The sequence below is a fragment of the Devosia sp. 1635 genome (genome assembly GCF_013185955.1).
Taxonomy (GTDB): domain Bacteria; phylum Pseudomonadota; class Alphaproteobacteria; order Rhizobiales; family Devosiaceae; genus Devosia.
Map to the genome: position 1 here is coordinate 170,326 of NZ_JABAOM010000001.1, position 19,369 is coordinate 189,694.

Annotated in this window: 21 protein-coding genes; 19 read left to right on the forward strand and 2 right to left on the reverse strand. The window is 61.9% G+C overall.

The features are described 5' to 3' along the window. Positions 1 to 2: 2 nt before the first annotated feature. The 14 genes from HRU92_RS00890 (at position 3) to HRU92_RS00955 (ending at position 10,804) form a co-directional block, all read left to right on the forward strand. Positions 3 to 515 carry an AraC family transcriptional regulator gene (locus tag HRU92_RS00890; RefSeq protein ID WP_173087353.1) on the forward strand — a complete coding sequence of 171 codons (513 nt, stop codon included), beginning with the start codon at positions 3 to 5 and terminating at the stop codon, positions 513 to 515. Positions 516 to 579: 64 nt separating this feature from the next. Next, entirely contained in the window at positions 580 to 2,253 is a 1,674-nt protein-coding gene (locus tag HRU92_RS00895; RefSeq protein WP_173087355.1) for a terminase TerL endonuclease subunit, read from the forward strand. Then, complete coding sequence (locus HRU92_RS00900) at positions 2,250 to 3,665, forward strand: phage portal protein (protein ID WP_248306935.1); 1,416 nt, start codon at positions 2,250 to 2,252, stop codon at positions 3,663 to 3,665. Before HRU92_RS00895 ends, HRU92_RS00900 begins: the two co-directional genes overlap by 4 nt. Then, positions 3,662 to 4,573, forward strand: coding sequence for a signal peptide peptidase SppA (gene sppA, locus HRU92_RS00905; protein ID WP_173087357.1), 912 nt, complete (start codon positions 3,662 to 3,664; stop codon positions 4,571 to 4,573). Before HRU92_RS00900 ends, sppA begins: the two co-directional genes overlap by 4 nt. 83 nt (positions 4,574 to 4,656) lie before the next feature. Further along, the gene (locus HRU92_RS00910; protein ID WP_248306936.1) at positions 4,657 to 6,096 is read left to right on the forward strand and encodes a phage major capsid protein; all 1,440 of its coding nucleotides are present in this window, start codon (positions 4,657 to 4,659) and stop codon (positions 6,094 to 6,096) included. Positions 6,097 to 6,158: 62 nt separating this feature from the next. After that, positions 6,159 to 6,551, forward strand: coding sequence for a hypothetical protein (locus HRU92_RS00915; RefSeq protein WP_173087359.1), 393 nt, complete (start codon positions 6,159 to 6,161; stop codon positions 6,549 to 6,551). 50 nt (positions 6,552 to 6,601) lie between these two features. After that, the gene (locus HRU92_RS00920; protein ID WP_173087360.1) at positions 6,602 to 7,150 is read left to right on the forward strand and encodes a hypothetical protein; all 549 of its coding nucleotides are present in this window, start codon (positions 6,602 to 6,604) and stop codon (positions 7,148 to 7,150) included. Positions 7,151 to 7,214: 64 nt separating this feature from the next. Then, positions 7,215 to 7,820: a hypothetical protein gene (locus HRU92_RS00925; protein ID WP_173087362.1), complete on the forward strand. Its 606-nt coding sequence runs from the start codon at positions 7,215 to 7,217 to the stop codon at positions 7,818 to 7,820. Next, positions 7,820 to 8,161 (forward strand): hypothetical protein, encoded by a 342-nt coding sequence (locus HRU92_RS00930; RefSeq protein ID WP_173087364.1) that lies wholly within the window; start codon positions 7,820 to 7,822, stop codon positions 8,159 to 8,161. The genes HRU92_RS00925 and HRU92_RS00930 overlap by 1 nt, the downstream gene beginning before the upstream one ends. After that, positions 8,161 to 8,808 (forward strand): hypothetical protein, encoded by a 648-nt coding sequence (locus HRU92_RS00935; RefSeq protein ID WP_173087366.1) that lies wholly within the window; start codon positions 8,161 to 8,163, stop codon positions 8,806 to 8,808. The genes HRU92_RS00930 and HRU92_RS00935 overlap by 1 nt, the downstream gene beginning before the upstream one ends. A 1-nt stretch (position 8,809) precedes the next feature. After that, positions 8,810 to 9,220, forward strand: coding sequence for a phage tail terminator-like protein (locus HRU92_RS00940; protein ID WP_173087368.1), 411 nt, complete (start codon positions 8,810 to 8,812; stop codon positions 9,218 to 9,220). A gap of 32 nt (positions 9,221 to 9,252) precedes the next feature. After that, positions 9,253 to 10,179 carry a phage tail tube protein gene (locus HRU92_RS00945; protein ID WP_173087370.1) on the forward strand — a complete coding sequence of 309 codons (927 nt, stop codon included), beginning with the start codon at positions 9,253 to 9,255 and terminating at the stop codon, positions 10,177 to 10,179. A 2-nt stretch (positions 10,180 to 10,181) separates the two neighbouring features. After that, entirely contained in the window at positions 10,182 to 10,391 is a 210-nt protein-coding gene (locus tag HRU92_RS00950) for a hypothetical protein (protein ID WP_173087372.1), read from the forward strand. Then, entirely contained in the window at positions 10,388 to 10,804 is a 417-nt protein-coding gene (locus HRU92_RS00955; RefSeq protein ID WP_173087374.1) for a hypothetical protein, read from the forward strand. Before HRU92_RS00950 ends, HRU92_RS00955 begins: the two co-directional genes overlap by 4 nt. Here HRU92_RS00955 and HRU92_RS20705 read toward each other — a convergent pair. Further along, on the reverse strand, positions 10,801 to 10,923 hold the full coding sequence (locus HRU92_RS20705; RefSeq protein WP_282567729.1) for a hypothetical protein: 123 nt from the start codon (positions 10,921 to 10,923) through the stop codon (positions 10,801 to 10,803). The two genes, HRU92_RS00955 and HRU92_RS20705, sit on opposite strands and share 4 nt — an antisense overlap. Positions 10,924 to 11,128: 205 nt before the next feature. Continuing rightward, positions 11,129 to 11,488 (reverse strand): hypothetical protein, encoded by a 360-nt coding sequence (locus HRU92_RS00960; RefSeq protein WP_173087376.1) that lies wholly within the window; start codon positions 11,486 to 11,488, stop codon positions 11,129 to 11,131. 59 nt (positions 11,489 to 11,547) lie between these two features. Here HRU92_RS00960 and HRU92_RS00965 point away from each other — a divergent pair, with 59 nt between their 5' ends. The 5 genes from HRU92_RS00965 to HRU92_RS00985 are packed head-to-tail and all read left to right on the forward strand — an operon-like array spanning position 11,548 to position 19,333. Next, a complete protein-coding gene (locus tag HRU92_RS00965) occupies positions 11,548 to 15,870 on the forward strand; it encodes a phage tail length tape measure family protein (protein ID WP_173087378.1) in 4,323 nt (1,440 codons plus the stop codon). Next, positions 15,867 to 17,420 carry a hypothetical protein gene (locus tag HRU92_RS00970; protein WP_173087380.1) on the forward strand — a complete coding sequence of 518 codons (1,554 nt, stop codon included), beginning with the start codon at positions 15,867 to 15,869 and terminating at the stop codon, positions 17,418 to 17,420. Before HRU92_RS00965 ends, HRU92_RS00970 begins: the two co-directional genes overlap by 4 nt. A 3-nt stretch (positions 17,421 to 17,423) precedes the next feature. Beyond that, positions 17,424 to 18,734, forward strand: coding sequence for a hypothetical protein (locus HRU92_RS00975; protein WP_173087382.1), 1,311 nt, complete (start codon positions 17,424 to 17,426; stop codon positions 18,732 to 18,734). Next, positions 18,721 to 19,125, forward strand: coding sequence for a hypothetical protein (locus tag HRU92_RS00980; protein WP_173087384.1), 405 nt, complete (start codon positions 18,721 to 18,723; stop codon positions 19,123 to 19,125). The genes HRU92_RS00975 and HRU92_RS00980 overlap by 14 nt, the downstream gene beginning before the upstream one ends. Beyond that, the gene (locus HRU92_RS00985; protein WP_173087386.1) at positions 19,115 to 19,333 is read left to right on the forward strand and encodes a hypothetical protein; all 219 of its coding nucleotides are present in this window, start codon (positions 19,115 to 19,117) and stop codon (positions 19,331 to 19,333) included. The genes HRU92_RS00980 and HRU92_RS00985 overlap by 11 nt, the downstream gene beginning before the upstream one ends. The last annotated feature ends 36 nt before the right edge of the window (positions 19,334 to 19,369 follow it).

The window sequence follows — 19,369 nt, forward strand, 5'->3', positions numbered from 1 at the left end:
ACTTGGGGTCGCATTCGGAGAATTTTTTCTCGATGGCTGAGAATTTGAGCCTCTTCGGCTGGCCCCTCAAGGAACCCAAAGAGGGTGCCGGCCGGCCGGAACACGAGCCGACCAATGAAAACCGCAACAAAATCATGATGTTGCTGGCGATTGGGAATACGATCGGGGACGTGGCGGCCGCTGTTGGGCTGTCGACCAAGACTTTGCGCAAGCATTATTCCCCTTTGCTCGAAGCCCGGCGGGTCGCGCGGCTCCAGCTGGATGCCCAGCTCTGGGCGGCGCTGTACCAGAAGGCGATCGGCGGCGACGTCAGCGCGATGAAGGAACTAGGCAAGCGCTTGGACAAGCATGACCTTGCGGAGCTGGCGGACAAGTTCGGTGCCGCGCCTCGCCAACAGCGAGCGGCCAAATCGGAGAAGCTAGGCAAGAAGGAAATCGCTCAGCGTGAGGCGGAGACTGCTGGCGTTGATAGCGAGTGGGGCGACGATCTGCTGCCAAGCACGCGGGTGAACTGAAGTGCTAAGTGATGAGGCAGCGACCAGCTGGGATACGTCCTGCGTTGATTGGGAAAGCCGGATAATGGCCGGCACCTCGCTGGTGCCGGCACTTCCGCTCTTCCAGGAGCAGGTCGACAAGGCGCTGCGCATCTTCAAGCGGCTGCGCATTCCTGACATTGCCGGCACGCCGACAATGGCGCAGGCGTGCGGGCAATGGCTATTCCCGCTCGTCGCTGCGATGTTTGGCTCGCTCGATCCCGTCACGCAGACGCGCATGATCCAGGAGTTCTTCCTCCTGGTGCCGAAGGGTAATGCAAAAACCAGCTACGGTGGCGCCATCCTGGTTGTCGCCCTGATCATGAATGAGCGGCCCGAGGCCGAGTTTCACCTCATTGCGCCGACGATGAAGATTGCGGAGTACGCCTACAAGCAGGCAAAGGGCACGATCGCTCTCGATCCGGCGCTGTTGAAGATCTTCCATCCTCAGAACCATTTGAGGATGATCACGCACCGAACTACAGGTGCCACGCTGCAGATCAAGGCTGCCGATACCGACGTCATCACCGGCGGCAAACAAGTCGGCACAATGATCGACGAGACGCACGTTTTCGCCGAGAAGAAGAATGCCGAAGAAATCTTCGTCGAGATCCGCGGCGCCTTGGGGAAACGCCCCGACGGCTTTTTGCTGCAGACAACCACGCAGAGCAAGAAGCCTCCCTCGGGCGTATGGAAGGCGGAGCTACATCGAGCCCGCATGGTGCGTGACGGGCAACTCCGGTTGCCGCTGTTGCCGATACTGTACGAGTTGCCTCGCCGGCTGATCGTTGACAACGGGTGGAAGGACCGCAAGACCTGGCACCTGGTCAATCCAAACTACGGGCTTTCGGTTCGCGAGAACTTCCTTGCGGATCAGCTGCTGAGCGCTGAGCAGAAGGGGATCGGGGCGGTAACGCTTTTGGCCTCCCAGCACTTCAATGTTGAAATCGGCATTGGATTGCGCACCGATCGTTGGCCAGGCGCCGAGTTCTGGCTCGGGCGCGAAGACGCGTTGATGATGAAGTTGAAGGGCAGGGATGCGCTCAACTCCATGCTCGAGCGCTGTGAGGTCGTGGTGGTCGGCATTGACGGCGGTGGCCTCGATGACTTGTTCGGGTTGACCGTACTGGGTCGCGTCCGCGGCTCTCGACGCAACTGGCTGCAATGGTCGCATGGCTGGTGCCATCGAGGGGTTCTCGAGCGGCGCCAAAGTATCGCGCAGGATCTGGAAGGGTTCGAAGCGGCGGGCGAGCTGACCATCGTTGATGATGAGCTAAACGACATTTCTGAGATCGTCGACATAATCGTCGACATAGATGAGCAGGGCCTGTTGCACGCCGTTGCAGTTGATCCTGCAGGGCTGGGCGAGCTGGTCGATGAACTTGCCGAGCACGACATCACGCAAGACAATGGCAAGCTGATCGGCGTTGCTCAGGGCTATTCCCTGATGAATGCCATCAAGACAGCCGAACGCAAGCTGGCTCGAAAGACCCTGCTGCACAGCGGCAATGGCCTGATGACCTGGTGCGTTGCCAACCTGAAAATTGAGCCCACGGCGACTGCCATTCGCGCCACAAAGCAGAATGCTGGCGACGCCAAGATCGATCTGGCGATGTCGATGTTTGACGCGGTTTCGGTGATGAGCACCAATCCTGAAGCGCAGGGTCCATCGGTCTACGAAGACCGTGGCCTGCTCGAGGTTGAACTGGAGGAGATATGAGCTTCATTGGCGATCTCCTCGGCTTCAGCCGCCGGGAAACAATTGCTCGGGTTGAGCCAGATATGGAGGAGCCGGGCGTCGAAGCCCGCGATTTCGCCCCAGGGGACTCGATGAGCAGCCCGAGTGGTTGGCTCATCAGGGAAATCGGCCGCAAGACCAAGGCGGGCGTGTCGGTGTCGGAGCACACCGCTCTGACCCTTCCCGTGGTTTATGCCTGCGTCAACCGCATCGCTAATCCGATCTCGCGCTTTCCGCTGCGTATGTACCAGGCCATGCCCGATGGCACGCGCCGGGTGCTTACTGCTGAAGATCACCCCTTTGCGGGCCGCATTGGTGTTCGACCAAACGAGCTGATGAGCTCGCGAACGGTGCGGAAAACCACCCAGGCCCATGCCCTGCTTTGGGGCAATGGCTATTTGGAAATTGAGCGAAATGGCCGCGGCCAGGCCGTTGGTCTCTATCCGCTCCAGCCAAATGTCACGCGGCCAGTTAGGGAGAATGGCCGGCACTTCTACCGCTCGTCGATCGGCGGCCGCAATGTCGAGATCGACCATGATAACGTGATCCATATCATGGATCAGAGCCAAGACGGCTTTGTGGGCATCTCGCAAATCTCCATGGCCCGTCAGGCATTGGGAATGGGCTTGGCCATGGAGGAGTTCGGCGCCAAGTTCTTCGCCAATGACGCCAAAAGCGGCGGGTTTCTCATGCACCCGGGCAGGCTAAGCCCCAAGGCACGCGAGAATGTACGCGGCCGAGACGGTGAGACCAAGGCATCGCCGGAAAGCCCCGCCGCAGCGCTCGAGAAGCAAAGCGGTCTGGACAACGCACATCGCGTGAAGGTGCTCGAGGAGGGGATGAAGTTCATCCAGACCACGATCCCGCCGGAAGATGCCCAGTTCCTGGGCAGCCGCGAGTTCAATATCGCCGAAATTGCTCGGATCTATGATGTTCCGTTGATCCTGGTGCAGAGCCAGGAGAAGCAAACCTCATATGGTACCGGCGTTGAGCAGCTGATGATCGGCTTTGTCCGTCAGACGATCGACCCCTGGGCAGATGCCTGGGAGCAGGAGCTCAACTGGAAGCTCTTCACCGAAGAAGAGCGGACCCGTGGCTACTACGTGAAGTTCAACATGAACGCCCTCCTGCGCGGCGATATGAAAACCCGGGCCGAGTTCTACAACCGCATGTTTGGTGTGGGCAGCATGTCCCCCAACAAGATCCTCGCCTTTGAGGATGAGGACGGCATCGGTGACGCCGGCGACCATCACTTTGTGCCCGCTAATTTCGTCACGCTCGAGCGTGCAACGGATCCGAACTACGTGCCCGGGCCCCAGCCAGCGGGGCCCGGAGAATCCGCCCAGGACCAAAAGCCTGCAAGTGAAGACGAACCAGAAGAGGACGCAGCATGAAATACGCGCACATCCTGATGGCTTTCGCTTCCGAGCTTTGGGCCATCGAGCCAGAGAAGTTGGCGGCCATCACCAGCTTTCTCGCGATGCAGGCAGATGGCGTGAAGTTCAGCGCCGAAGACATTGAGGCGAAGATCGCACCCCAGACTGCCCGCGCTATTGCTCGCCAGGAAGGTGCAGTCGCCATCATCCCTGTTCGCGGTGTGATCTCGAGCCGCATGAACATGATGGGCAATGTGTCGGGTGGCGGCGGTACCAGTGCCGAGGGCCTCGAGCAAGCTATACGGGCCGCTCTGGCCGACGATGGCATCAAGGCAATTGTGCTCGATATCGACTCTCCAGGCGGCGCCGTTCTCGGCACTGACGAAGTGGCGCAATTGATTGCGTCGGCCAAGGGTACCAAACCCGTGATTGCCCAGGTCAGCCCCCGTGCTGCAAGCGCGGCGTACTGGGTCGCCTGCTCGGCCGAAGAGATCGTCGTTACGCCGTCAGGGGAAGTCGGCTCGATCGGCGTCTACACAGTCCACGATGATGTCAGCGTGGCGCTCGAAAAGCTCGGCGTCAAAAAGACCCTGATCGGTGCGGGCAGGTACAAGGGTGAAATGCAGCCCTTCGCCCCGCTGGCAGATGAGGCCAAGGCGCACGTGCTCAGCCAGGTGGAAGCCTACTACGGCATGTTCGTTGACCGCGTCGCTTCGGGGCGTGGGGTGACCAGCCAGGCCGTACGCGATGGCTTCGGGCAGGGCCGAATGGTGATGGCCCGCGATGCTGTTGCGCAGCGCATGGCTGACCGCATCGGAACCATGGACGAGACACTAACGAGGCTGGGCGTCTCAAGGTCGGTGCCCGCGCCCAGTGGCCGCCGCAGCTTTGCTCCGCAACGGGAGCGACGCGCCCTCGACCTCTGATCTTCGCTTTCTCGCGATGTGACCCCGTTCGTGCGCCGGCGCGAGCGGGGTTTTTCTTTGACCGGCTTCACGGAGACAGCGACATGCTGCTGACCAAACGTTCCGCCATTTTGTTTGGCGGCTTGTTCTTCTGCGCCTTGGCCGCACTGGCGGCTTTTACAATCATGATGGCTCCCGATGCCGGCCACCATGTTGCCAGCCTGGTAGACGTGCATAATCAACACGGCTTCTGGGCAGAGATTCCGCTCGCCGCTCTGCGCGCAAGCCGCCTCGATGTCGTCAAGCAGATGACGGCCATGCTGGATGCCTCGGAAAGCGAAAACCGCGATCTCACGGCCGAGGAGGTCGCAGCGTATGACGCGCTCAAGGCGCAAAAGACCGCCTTGGACAATCGGATTGCCCGGGCGGAAGATATGGCTGCGAGCAATGCTGCACTTGACGCTGTGGCGCCGGCAGCCTCGCGTAATGCGCAAATCCAGCGTCCCGCCGGCGACCCAGCCCGCCGTGAATTTGAAAGCATGGGCGAGTTCATGCATGCGGTGCGCTTCAATCCCAACGATCAGCGGCTGAACTACGTCGAGAACGCTGCAGGAGAGGAGGGCGACCTGCGCTCCGAACTGCGGACCGACGAAGGGGCATCGGGCGGCTTCATGATCCCCCCGCAGCTGCGCCAGACCCTCCTGGCATTGACACCGCAGCAGGCGATCATTCGCCCCCGCGCCACTGTCATCGAAGCGGGTAATCCTCCCGACGCCCCGGTGACTATGCCTGCTCTGGATCAGAGCGGGGCAGCCCCGTCCAATATGTTCGGTGGCGTTGAGGTGCAGTGGATCGGCGAAGGTGACACCAAGCCCGAAACGGACCTCAAGCTGCGTGAGATCACGCTCACCCCGCACGAGGTGGCCGGTACCATTACTGTCACCGACAAGTTGCTGCGCAACTGGCAGGCCGCTGGCCCGCTGCTCGAAACGCAGCTGCGCGGTGCGAGTGCCCAGGCCGAGGACTATGCTTTCCTCCTGGGCAACGGCATCAAGAAACCCCTGGGCGTCTTGAAGGCATCCGCGACACTCAAGGTAAACCGCAAGGTTGCCAACCAGATCCAGTATGATGATGTGGCGGAGATGGTCGGGCGCGGGTACGGCAACGGCACTTTCGTGTATTCGCGCTCGGCCTTGGTGTGGTTGCTGAAGCTCAAGGACGCTGACGGCCGGCCCCTATGGGTGCCTTCCATGCGCGAAGGCGAGCCCGCAACGCTGATGGGCCGGCCCGCGATCACTTCCGACCGTAATCCTCAGCTCGGCTCGCTGGGCGACCTCTGGTACGGCGACCTGTCGCAGTACCTGATTAAAGACGGTTCAGGTCCCTTTGTTGCAGCATCGGAGCACGTGCTGTTCCGCCAGAACAAAACAGTCATCAAGATCTTCTGGAACGTGGACGGATCACCCTGGCTGACCGCGCCCTTCGCCCTTGAGAACGGCTACCTGGTGTCGCCGTTTGTCGCCCTCGACGTGCCTGCAATCTAAGCAGCCGCTTCCCTGCCGGCCGCACGCGGCCGGTAACCCTCCTCACAATCAAAGGTGCTCTCATGGGCCGTAAGCTCTCCGAAAGCCTGCGCACACGCGCTGCCGTGATCCCGCAGGATATCAATACGCCGCGCACCAGCGGCTTCATCGACGTATCGGGCGCCGGTCGCGTCATGGCCGTGGTGACCACAGCCGCTGTCGCTGCCACCAAGAAGGTCACTGTTCAGTTTCGGCAGGCCAAGGATGCAACCGGCACCGACGCAAAAGACCTTGGCGCCCCCGTAGAGAAGGTTGCCGGCAGTGGTGGTGGACCGTTGGACTTGACCGCCGAAGCCACCGTGGAGCGCCTCGACAAAGACTACGGCTTCATCGCAGTGGCCCTGTCCACCGACAATGGCGCCGCCGTTCTGGGTTCGGCCATGCTGCTGATGGGGGACAACCGCTTCAATCCGTAACGGCGTGTTGACCGCCAGCCTCGCCTTCCTCTCACCTGATGGAGACCACCGTGTCCAACCTTGTCGAACGCACTGCCAAGTCTGACTTCAATCTTGGCACACAGCCCATCCGAAAAGGGCAGATTGTCAATCTTGACGCCCTCCAGCTCGACCAACTAGTTGCCGCAGGCTGTGTTGAGCGCAGTGATGCGCTGAACGCTCTGGTGCCTGTCGCTTCACTTCCCGACACTCAGCGCCTGGCGGAGGTCAATGCACCAGTCGACGCCGAGCAAGCTCTTCTGGCAGAGGCCCGCCAGATTGCCGACCAGGAGCTTGCAGAGCTGGATCGCCGCACCAGCGAACGTCGGGCGGCTGCTTTGGCTGAGCTTGAACGCTTCAATACCGAGCACACTGGCGCACTGAGCGATGCCCGCACCCGTGCTGACACGGAGCTTTCCGGCATCACCAACGAGGTGACTGAAGCCCGACGCAAAGCCGATGCTGAGATTGCGGAAATCCAGGGGGGCGTTAGTGCTGCACGCGCCGCAGCGGATGCTGAGCTGGCAAAAATTGCTCAAGAGGTTGAGGACGCTAAGTCCAAGAACAAGGGCAGCAAATAAGTAACAGGCGGCGGGCTCTGCTCGCCGCTTCTAACGCCTCCTACACGGATCGGAAGGGCAGCGGATGAGCATTCGCGTAATTGTGCCACCTGAGGCGATCTTGACGCCCGCCGACATAGTTGGCGCGCACGCTGCAACCGACCAGAAGATCGCCCTTTTGATCGCTGCCGCGCAGGAGGAAATAGACGGCCCGGATGGGTGGCTCGGGCAGTCCCTGGGGCCGCAAACCCTGGAATACGGGGGATGGTTTATTGAGCGCGAGATCATGTTGCCGTGCGGTCCCGTTATCGAGGTCCTGGGCATCACGACAGAGGATACCGACGGCACACCCGAACCTGCAATGCCTGGCACCTACCGTAAAGAGGGGGATTTTCTTCTCATCTCTCATGGCGCCGCCTGGGTACACCGTCCTGTGCACAAGGTTAGGTACCGCGCCGGATATGATGACGTCCCTGTCGAGAACGGTGGCACTGGACCGGTGCCAGCGAGGGTAAAGCAGGCGCTGCAGCTCACTGTTCTGCATGCCATGACGATTGGCACTGAGAATCTGTTCCTGCGATCAGAGCAAGTCGAAGGCGTTGGAACAACGACATATACCGTTTCTGCGGCGGCAACCGAGCTGATACGCGGCGCGATTGACCGCCTGCTGGGCGGGTTGAGGCGCTACTGATGACGCCAGCTCAAGCAATCGCCATGCTGGATCGCCAAATCCAAAAGCATGGCCAGAGCGTCACGCTCACGCGTTTGGTGCCAAACGGTGATCCGGTCAGCGCAGCCGTGAAAGCATTTATCAGAGGCTATAAGCCCGATGAACTGGCCAACGGCGTGCAGCAGGGCGACAGCACGGTTGTGATTTCACCGACTTCGCTCAAGGGGACAGCATTCGAAGCGGCCATGCCGGCGACGAACAACAAGATCGAGATCGCTGGTCGCCGCCGCAACATCCAGATGGTGGACGCTGTGATGATCGGTGACCAACTGGTGCGGCTCAATTTGCAGGTGCGTGGCTGATGGGTGTTGCAAGCCGCATTGAGCCGATCGGCCTGGATATCGCGCTGATCATTTCTGAGGAGCTTTCGGTTGAGGCGCGCGGGGCGCGGTTGGCGGAGTTTGCTCAGGAACAGATCGACCAGGTGCGGATCGACAACGCCAAGGTCATCGGGCAAGTGCCGGACTATGAGGTCACCGTTGATGGCCGACGGGGTGCGCCGATCAGCAGCGTGCGCGGCGACGGCGTTATTGTCGCCGAGTTCGATCTACTGCTTGAGGTCTTTGCTTGGATCGGCGCGCAGCTGGTGAGCAATTCGCCGGTACGGTCGGGGCTTTACTCCCGCAGCCATGTGTTCTTTGCCGGCGGTGTCGAAGTTGACCCTGCCGGCGTTGTGCCGGAAGCCGATGAATACGTTTTTCTGAACGCGCAGCCATATGCGCGAAAGATCGAGAAGGGCCTGTCCGCGCAGGCGCCCGACGGCGTTTATCAAGCCGTCGCCATTGTTGCCAATCGCCGCTTCGGGAACATTGCGCGGGTCAGCTTCGGTTATCGGGAGATGGCGACCGGTGCCGTTGCGGTTTGGGCGGGCGGGAAGCGCGCACGATCGCGATCGCAGGCTGGAACACGCCTGCGGCAGCCCGCAATCATTATCCGACTGGGGCGCTGACATGGCTCGACTAGCGGTTGTTGTGGCCGTGCAGGCACGGCTCGACGCGCTTTGGACCCGCTGCACTGTGTTTGACGAGAACAGCCAGGGCAGCACGCCGGAGGATGGTTCGCCTTTCCTGCAGCTGCAGTTCCCGTTTGCGGACGCGGCACGCATCAGCTTTGGAGTGCCAGGCGCGAACACGCACCGAGAAGAGGGCGCATTTCGTCTGCTGCTCAACATGGAGCGCGGCACCGGCGGCGCCCAAGGCCGAGCCTGGGCTGCGGAGCTTGAGGCCATGTTCCTGAACAAGCATTTCAGCGGCGTCGAAACTTTCGTGCCCAGCTCGGCCAGTTCGGACGATGCCAACGAGAACGGCCAGTATTTCACCTATGCCGTGGCGGTGCCGTACCGCTTCGACTTCCTCGGCTGACAGCAGCCAACCCCACACACTGGAGAACTGATATGGCTTTCGCTTCCGGAAGCGGCGTGCGGGTTGCCGCCGTTGCTGAGACTGCCTTTGGCGTTGCCCCCGCCACGCCAAGCTTTCAGACGCTGCGCACCACCAGCGGCGGCTTGCGCACCACCAAATCGACGGGCACCAGCAATGAACGCCAGTCGGATCGCAATGTGCGCGACGAGTTCGAGCTCGGGCAGGACGTGACCGGGTCCTACGACTTCGAGTTCACCTATGGGACCTTTGACCAGATCCTTGCAGCGCTGATGTGCAGCAGCTGGGTTGGCGACGTGCTCAAGAACGGCATCACACCGCAATCGCTCACCATCGAAGAAACCTATGAGCTTGGCGCAGCCGATGCGTTCCGCCGCTTCTCCGGCTGCATGATCAACACGATGTCCCTGTCGATCGGGGCCCGTGCGGCGGTCACCGGCTCGTTCGGTATCATGGGACGCATGGAGGCTCTGGCGGAAGCCATCGTCACCGGCGCCACCTATGCGGACCCCAGCGAAACGCCAGTGTCGACCGCTTCGGCTAATGTCGCCGGGCTCGCGATTGGCAGCATCACTCCGGCACCGAAGGTGCGCAGCCTCACACTCGATATCTCCAACAACCTGCGCACCCGGCCAGTGGTCGGCTCCAAGTTCTCCGAGGAGTTCGGCCTAGGCCGGTTCGATGTGAGCGGAACCATGGAGTGCTACTTCGAAAACAAGACGCTATACCAAGCTTGCCTCGATCACGGGCTGGCCGATCTGACGCTGCAGGTCGGCAATGCCGGCGGCGACAAATACCAGTTCGACATCGACAAGCTGCGCCTGGGCGATGGCAACGTCACCGCAGGCGGCAATGACGATGACATCATGGTCTCGGTGCCGTTCCGGGGCTTGCTGGGTGCCGAGGACTGCACCCTGAAGATCACCCGCGAGGTGGCGTGACCATGAAGACCGTGGCCATCCTCGCTGGTTTCACCGGCTATCCCAACGGCAAGAAACGGCACTTCGCCCAAGGCGAGGAGCCCGAGATCGCCGACGCATATGCCGACATGATCGTCGGCAAGAGCCTGGCACGGGAAGTTCCGGCAAAACCATCCACCAAACCAGAGCCCGCCAGCCAGGCGCCGGCCGAAGCCAAGGACCAGCCAGCATGAAGCTTTCCGCCATCAAGACCGACCTCGCCAAGGCAGAGCAGGGCGTCTGGATCGACAACATCCCTGATATGGGCGAGCTGCGGCTGAAGGTCCGCCCGGTGGGCAATCCCGACTACCGGCGTGTCTACGGCCAGCTGGTTGACGCCACGCCTCGCCACCTCAAACGCGGCGGTATCATCAGCGATCAGCAGACCAAGAGCGACATTTCCGCCCGCACGCTGGCCGACACAGTGCTGCTGGACTGGGATGGGCTTGAGGGTGAGGATGGCAAGCCGCTGAAATACGATCCAGTGCTCGCCAAGCAATTGCTGCTCAACCCCGAATACGGCGCCTTGCGCGATGCTGTGGCCTGGGCAGGCAATGTGGCTAGCGAAGAAACCACCGGCACGGCCGAGGCCAACGCGGGAAACTAACAGCATCGCTCCAGTGGCAGCTCCACTGGGGCGACAAGATCGAGTGGCTGGAAGATCTGGCCCAAGAGGACGGCGTCGAGCCCAAGGCGCTCCACGATCGCCCGGAGCTGCCGGATCATCTGCAGTTCGTTTGGTCAGCCTGGTGGGAGTTGCACACCGAACGGCCGATCGGCATGGCGGTCGGCCCAATCCCGTTTTCGGCAATTGACCGCTATGCCACACGGTTCGGCATTGTGCTGATAGACTACTTCGAGGCGTTCCGGGCGAACATTAGAGCCATGGATGCCGTGTACTTGGAATGGATCGGGAAGCACCAAGGGCCTTCTAAATAGAAGTCGGACATCCTGAGTTGCGAAGTGAGAGTTCCTTCAGTCCGAACAGCGCGTCGTTCGCCGGTGGCAATACCTCGAGCGTCCGACTGCTGACCTCATAGCGGAAAGCAGTGTTGCCGGAATATGCGCCGAACCCGTTCTTGGCGTTCACAAAACCGCAGATGTAGCCGCGTTTCTTAGACAGCCATGAGAACTTGGCGGAGTAGCCGTCTGCCAAGTCATCCCGAGCGGTGCTGAACAGCATCTCCAAATCAGCCGGTTCGACGTACTTCGCGCTTTCGTCCACTACCTGTTGGGAGAGGGCGGGGAGGCACGAAGCAAGCAAGACTATCCCGAAAACAACCAGTCGCATGTTTGTGCCTCATCGTTTCTCGACCGAAAGCTATGCGGTCGCACTACTTGGAGCAAGAGATGCCCTCGCTGAACACCATCAAGACGCTAACGGTTCGCGGGCAATCTCAGGGTCTGGATCGTATCGAGGCGGACCTGAACAAGGTCGGTGCTGCGCAGAAGAAAGTGGCGCAGTCAGGCGAGGAAATGGCGCGCACCACTGAAACCAGTGCGCGCCGGCAACTATCCGCAGCGGGGTCATTCGACAAGTTGAACCAGCGGCTGGACCGTTTCGCCTGGCTCGCAGCGCAGCAGGCAAAAGATATGGCCGTGGTCAATCGGGCTTTTGAGCAAGGTGCCATAGACGCTGAACGTCATGCCCAGGCGATTGGACTGGTGGAGGTAAAATACCGAGATCTTGTGGAAGCGGAGGAGCGCGCGCGAGCTGCGGCTCAAGGGCTGACCATTGCCAATGACAACATGGTCAAGTCGGCGCGGGAGAGCGCCTCTGTGTTTGAGGCGGCGGCCCGCGAAGCGGAGGCCTACAGCGCGCGTGTCGCTGCGGCTAAGGCGCAGATTGACCCCATCGCAGCGGCCCAAGACAAATTTAACGCTGAGTTGGCCGAGTTCACAGCCATGGCGCAGCGCGGCGATCTCAGTGCCGACGAACTGGCACGCGGGCAGACCATGCTCAAGGCCCGCCTTGAGCAGACAACAGCAGCTCTCAACACCCAGGCGGGGGCCATGAGCCGCGCCGCCGGTGCGAACAACAACGCTTTGGGCAGCACGGCGAACATTGCTGCCCAGTTCCAGGATATAGGCGTCACCGCAGCTATGGGCATGAGCCCCATCATGATTGCGCTGCAGCAGGGCACTCAGCTGAGCGCGGTGCTTAACACGATGCAGAACCCTATTCGCGGGCTTGCAACGGCGTTCATGTCGATCATCAACCCGGTGTCACTGCTCACCATCGGCTTCATCGCATTGGGCGCTGCGGCCATCCAGTGGTTCATGTCAGCCCAGAAGGGCGCCGAGGATGCCAGCACTGCGCTCGAACGCCACGACAAGTGGCTGGACGAGGTCCTGACCGGCTACCAGGAGGTGAGGGACGCAGCTCAGCAAGCTGCCGACGCTGCGGCAAAGCTTCCGGAGGGGGTTGTTGCCTCGGACCTCGAGGCAAGTCTAAGGAAGCAGGATGACGAGTTGCAGCGTCTCGGCCGCTCGGCGTCGGAACTTCACGACCGCTTCGCTGCAATGGTGGAAGTGATGCGGGCTACCGATAGGGCGGCCCCATCGGCGCCTATATTCGGGGGTGACCTGGTACAACAGGTAGAATTGCTGCGTGATCTGAACCTCTCGGTGAACTCGACCGCCCAGGAGCTGGAGAACGCGGCGACGGCGGCTCGCGTGCTCTACAACTCCACGGATGATCCGGCAATTAAAGAGATGGCGGATGAGGTTTTCCAGCTAGCGCGTGGGTTGACCACAGTGCAGGGGGTCATGGGCAGCACCGAAGCCGCCTTGGGCACTCTGAATGCTGAGTTTACTGACCTTTCAGGGATGCTGTCGTTTGAACAGATTGCCAACGATACAAGCCTCGGCCTATCCCTGGTAGAGCGCGCCGCCATAGCCGCAGCCTGGGCGATTGCCAATTCGGGCGGGGCCGCTGCAGTGGCCGCCGGCCAGTACGGCACGGCGACGGGCGCGGCCAATGCCTACGCCAATGCCATGTTCCGCCTGGGCAGCCTCATCCCCGAGGTTGCGGCTGCCCAGGCGCAGTTCGGCCAGCTCAAGCAGGCTGAAGGCGACTACAGTGCCGCCATCCGGGAAAATCAGGCACTGCTTGATGCGCGCGGCATCAGCCTGGACGAGTTTGCGCGACGCCAGCAGGCGGCAAACGACCTTTACAAGCGCGCGCAGGATCAGGTCACCGGCCTAACCGACGCGACCGGCGCACTCGCGGAGGCCGAACGGCAAGCCCAGATCGGCAACATGGGTGATCGTGAAGCTGCAGCTGCGCGCATCACCGATCGGTATGCCGAATTGCGCAAGCAGCTGGAGGCATCCGGCGCTTCGGAAGTCGAGATGACGCGCGCGACTGCGGCGATGAACCAGGAGCTAGCCGCCTCCGGGCGCAGTTTTGAGCAGGTCGCGGCGAAGTCGGGCGGGGCTGCCAAGGCGCTTAAGGCGGCCGAGAAGGATTTTGAGAGCTTCACCGGCACCGCCGACAAGCTGGCAGAAAAGCTGTTCCCGGCGGAATATGCGCGGCGCGAGGCGGAAGAGCTGATGAGCTTTCTCGACAAGTACCGGGACAAGCTGGACAGCTTCCAGATCCAAGGCGTCGAGGCCGAGATCGCCAACCTCAATACGGCCGCAGACCAAGGCTTGCGCCGACTGGAAGATAGGGCGAAACAGACCGGCGACGCGCTGACCGATACCCTTGGCAAGGTGCTGGGCTCGCTGTTTGATGGCCCTATGGACGATATCGACGCCTTCTTTGACAAGGCCGTGGGTGCATTCGCTCAGCTCGGCGAGCAGAACCTGGGCAAGTTCTTCGAGGGCTTCGGCAGCCCCTCGGCTGCCAATGACAATGCGGGCGGCTCGACCAATATCTTCGAGGCGATCTTTCAGGGCTCTAAGGCGGGTACCGAGGAAGGCGCAGGCAAGGGCCTGTTTGCCGGGCTCAAGGGATTGCAGGGCTTGTCAGGAGCTGCGGGCGCCGGTCTCGGCGGCTTTGGCATGGGGATGCAGACGCAGAGCCCGATGATGGGTGCGCTCGGCGGCGCCATGTCCGGCTTTGCCGTGGGCGGGCCCATTGGTGGGCTGGTCGGCGGGGTCATGGGCTTTATCGGCGGCATGATGGGGGCCAGCAAGGCCACCAAGGAAGCCAAGGAAAAGCTCGACCAGGTGCGACCATCAATCGAGCAGTTCATGGATAGCATGAACGGCGAAGTGGTGAGCCAGTATGCCAAGGCCTTGGGGGATGCCAACCGGCAAGCGGAGGAATATATCGCCCTCGCTAAAAAGGCCAAGGACAAGAACCTCGTCCGGGAGATTGAGGCGGCACTGGCAAACCTGCCGGCGACGCTCGCCCGGCAATACGAGAAGGATCTGCAGGCCTCGGTCAATGCGCTGCAGGGCAACAGCTACCTGAACGACGTGGCTGCCGCCCAGGAGCTCTATAATGCCCGCCTGCAGGATGCGGAAAAGCTCGGCGCCGATGGCAGCCTGGCGCTGACCGAACTGAACCTGACGCTGCAGAAGATCGCCGACGAAGCCAATCTGAGCGAGGCCGAGCTCGCGCGACTGGCGGCGATCTTCCCCGACATTGCCCCAGGGCTGATGGGGTCCCTCGGGACGGCTGGCTTGGATAAGGCTGTGGCGGATGCTCAGGCCGCAGTTGACCGCGCGCGCGACGACCTGCGGGCTGCATATGATGCGGAAGCGTCGGCCCTCAGCCAGGTGATCGAGCGCAACAAGCAGTTCATCCGCTCGCTCGAAGCCTTCAAGCAGAGCCTTCGGTTCGATACGGCCATATCGCCGCTCTCGCCCATCGATCGCCTTGGCGCCGCCGAGCGCGACTTTGAGGCTACACGCCAGAAGGCATTGGCCGGTGACCAGGAAGCCATCGGCGAGCTCGAGAACGTGTCGCGCCAGTATCTGGAAGAGGCGCGCGCCTATTACGGCACCTCCGAAAGCTATATGCGGATCTGGGAGCAGGTTGACGCCACTCTCGATCAGGCCCTGGCGCGGGCTGGGGCTCAGGTATCGGCGTCGGAACGGCAACTCGGCTTGCTCAACAGCCAGGTGGGCCACCTCATCGACATTAACAACTCGGTGATGTCGGTCGCGGCCGCTGTCGCGGCACTCGAACTGGCGAACAAGCAGCTGGCGGGTGCCGAGCAGAACCGCACCGACACGCTGGTCGATCGGCTCTATAGCAACGTTCTGGGTCGGGAGGCGGACAATGCCGGCGCCGCCTGGTGGGGTAAGATCATCCAGCAACAGGGTGGGCTTACCTCGGACATCTACCGCCAGTTTGCCGATCGCGCTCGGCAGAACGGCGAAGTGACAATGCCTGGCTATGTCCAAGGTGGCTTCACCGGCGGCGTGGAAGGGCAGATCGCCGGCTATGTGCATGGTCAGGAATATGTCGCCAATGCCCCGGCCACACGCATGTTCCGCCCTCAGTTGGAAGCAATGAACCGGGGTGTTGCGCCCAGCAATGACAACGGCGCCATGCTTTCTGAGTTGCGGGCCTTGCGCGGTGAGGTTGCACAGTTGCGCGGCACCGTCGCAGCCGGGGCCCAGGCCACGGTGGAAGCCGTCGGCACGGTGAGCAGCACGGCTGCCAAGGGCAACCGGGACAGCAATCTAGCCCGGCTGCAGCGAAAAGCATCATGAGCCAGGCATCCGAGTTCCTGCTTGAGATCGGGGCCTATGATGGGGCAGGGGTGCGCACGCTGCGCGTCTCTTCCTGCGGCTATGTGACGGCACCAACCGACACCCCGGCCAACACGGTCTATCCGAACCACGTCACCGATCCCGGTCACTTCGCCCGCTCCCTCTTTGAAGAGGGTCGAACGATGGGCATGGCGCGGGCCGATCACGGCTCGATCGAGCTGAGCAATGCGGAAGGCCGGCTCGACGCGTGGCTCAACTATGGCTTTGATGGCAGGCCTGTTGTGGTCAAGCGCATCAGCGGCCCGCGTGCCGACTACAGTACCGCCGAGACAATCCTGCGCGGCACGGTGGAAGGGCTCGATGGCTCAGCGGCACTGACAACGCTGCGCCTGCGCCTCTATGATCGCCGGCTCGAGCTGGAGCGAGCGCTGCAAGCCAACCGATACACCGGGGCCACCACCAGCGGGGGCCTGGCGGGCAATCTCGTCAACGGCACCGCCGACATGAAAGACCAGCCCAAGCCGCTGGTGTTCGGCCGGGCTTTGGTGGTCAAGCCGATCCTCGTGAACCCGTTCGATCTGATCTACCAGGTCAACGACAGCGCCGTGGCAGCGATCGCAGTCTATGAAGGCGGTGTCACCCTGACCAACAAGGGCGACTATGCCAGTGTGGCGGCGCTGCAGGCTGCGGTGCTGCGCCCCGGTCAATATGCGACATGTCTCGCTCTGGGGTATTTCCGGATCGGCTTCACGCCGTTCTACGGCATTACGGCCGACGTGACTGAGGGCGTGTCTCTGGCGCAGCGCTCGGCCGGTGCCGTGGTGCTGCGCATGCTGGCACGCCTCGGCCTCACCGGCTCGGACAATATCAACACGGCTTCATTCGCCGTGTTGCAGGCTGCCGCGCCGCAAGAGGTGGGTATCTATATCACCGACGAACGCTCGGCACTGGAGGCGATCAGTGCCGTGCTGCAGTCGATCGGCGGATATCTGGTGCCCAATGCCGTAGGTGCTTTCGAGGCAGGGCGCATGGCCGCCCCTGGAACGCCGACCTGGTTGGTGGACGAGAGCATCATCCTCTCCGATGATCTGACGCTGCTCTGCAATCCTGACACGGATCGCAACCTACCGGCCTGGCGCGTGGTGGTGCGGCATACCCGTATCTGGGACGTGCAAGACGCCGAGCGGGTCGGGCAGTTCCTCAGCGATACGCGCAAGGCCTATCTTGCCACCGAGTACCGTGAGGCAAAGGCGGACAATCCAGCCGTGCTGGTGCGCCACCCGCTGGCGCCGGAACTCACAGTGGAAACGCTGCTGGTCAATGCGGCTGACGCTACAGCGGCTGCCACCCGTTGGCTGAGCCTTTATGGCGTGCGGCGCGATGTGATCGTGATCCCTGTGGCGCGCGAGAACGCCGGCGCAATGGTGCTCGGCTCCACCGGAACCGTGCGCTTCGGCCGCTATGGCTATGACCAGGGCAAGCCAATGGTGGTGATCGGTCGCAGGGAAGATCCAGCCAACGAAACAGTTGACCTGACGGTCTGGGGGTAGGGGATGGCAGACAGCAATATCGTCGTCTCCGGCCTTACGGCTACCGGAGGCGTCGGGCAGATCGTGCTTGCCTGGACGGCAGCCGACCCGTCCGAGTTCCGCAGCCTGCCGTACATGCAGCTCGACAAGTTCGAGATCTGGTCGGCCACGCTCAATAACCGGGGCAATGCCACCAAGGTGGGCGAGGCGATCAGCAACCAGTTCGTTCACTCAGGACTGCTGGTCAATACGACCCGGTACTACTGGGTACGGGCACGGGATCGGTCAGGCAACCTGGGCGACTTCGAACCACTAGCACAAACGGCAGGCATCTCAGCCACTACCAGCACAACCTTGCCGCCCCTCAACTCGATCACCGACGGCATGCTGCAGGACGGCAGCGTCACGCGGGACAAGATCCGCCCCAGTGCGGTCTCTGCTGATCAACTAGAGGCGCTGGCTGTCAACTCTAGCAAGATCGCGGCCAATGCAGTCACCACCGAGAAGGTCGCGGCGGGTGCCATTGAAGAAACCCGACTCGCCACCGGCGCCGTGACGGCTGCCAAGGTCGCTGCTGGCGCCATCGTCGCCGGCAAGATTGCAGCAGGCGCTGTGGTGGCGGGATCGATCGCGGCCGACGCAGTGACGGCAACGAAGATAGCCGCCGGTGCGGTCACTGCCGACGCGATCCTGGCCGGGTCGGTCACAGCGGTTAAGATCGCCTCACGGGCCATCACTGCCGACAAGCTCGACGCAGAGTCAGTCACCGCGGACAAGATTGAAGCAGGCGCAGTAACTGCTGCTAAGATTGCGTCGAAGGCTATCACTGCCGACAAGATCAGCGTTACCAGCCTCGCTGCAGTCTCTGGCACTATTGGTAATTTGAGCATTGACGGCAATCTACTCGTCGGGGGCACTGTCAACGGTGGCAAGCTGATCAACGGTGCGATCACCACCGAAAAGGTCGGTTCTCAGCAGATCACCAATGCGGACGCCTCGATCGCGACCGGCGGCAATAATGTCAACGGATCCAACTGGCAGGGCTTGGTGGACATCTATGTCAACCCGGAAGGGGGGCAGGTTGTTATCGACGCCAGCTGCCATGCGCGTTCTCAGGGAACGGGTGTTTCCTTCGGCGGGCTGCGGCTGACCAAGAATGGCCAGCAAATGGCATCCGTGAGCATAAATACCGACGATAGGCCATCCAGCTTCTTTGGTCTCAGCTACGCCGACCGAAGTGGCTCTCCAGGTAACTGGCAGCTCGAAGCCTATGCCCAGAACAGCGGCATGTATTTCACCCAGAAATCCATCGGGTTCATCAATGGAAAGCGCTGACGGATATTCCATCTTCAATCTGGCGAGCGGGGAAATCCGTTGCCAGGTAGGCGGGCTGCAGACGGCGCAGCAAAACACTCGAGAGGGTGAGGCCATCCTGAAGGGCCGGTGGGACGATGGGCGTTGGTACGCGCTCGCCGGCTCCCCCGTGCCTCGGCCCATGCTCTTCCCGCGCCCGACAATGGGGCTCCCCGCCGATGGCGTGGCGGTCCTGCGGGCGGACAACGTACCCGCTGGCACACGTGTGCGCGTCGATCGAGGTGAGTGGGGCCCCATAGACGATGGTGTGTTCGAGTTCGTCACCGCTATCGCTGGCGAATACGCGATCGACCTCGAGCCGCCGTTCCCGTTCCAGCATCAGACCGTGAGGGTCATTGCCCATGCGCCATGAGGTGAAGGTGACGCCGGCCCATGTGAAGGCAGAGGCCGCGCGGCGGATTGAAGAGCGATACCCGTTGTGGAAGCAGCTGAACATCCTTCGGGAGGGCGGCGACGAGAGCATGGTCGCCTTCATCGATGGCATTCGTGATCGGTCGAACCGGCTTGAGGCCAAGGTGCCCATACCGCCCGACTACCAAAGCGACCACCACTGGAACTGACCTCGCCCGCTTCAAGCGGGCTTTTTCTTGCGAGGT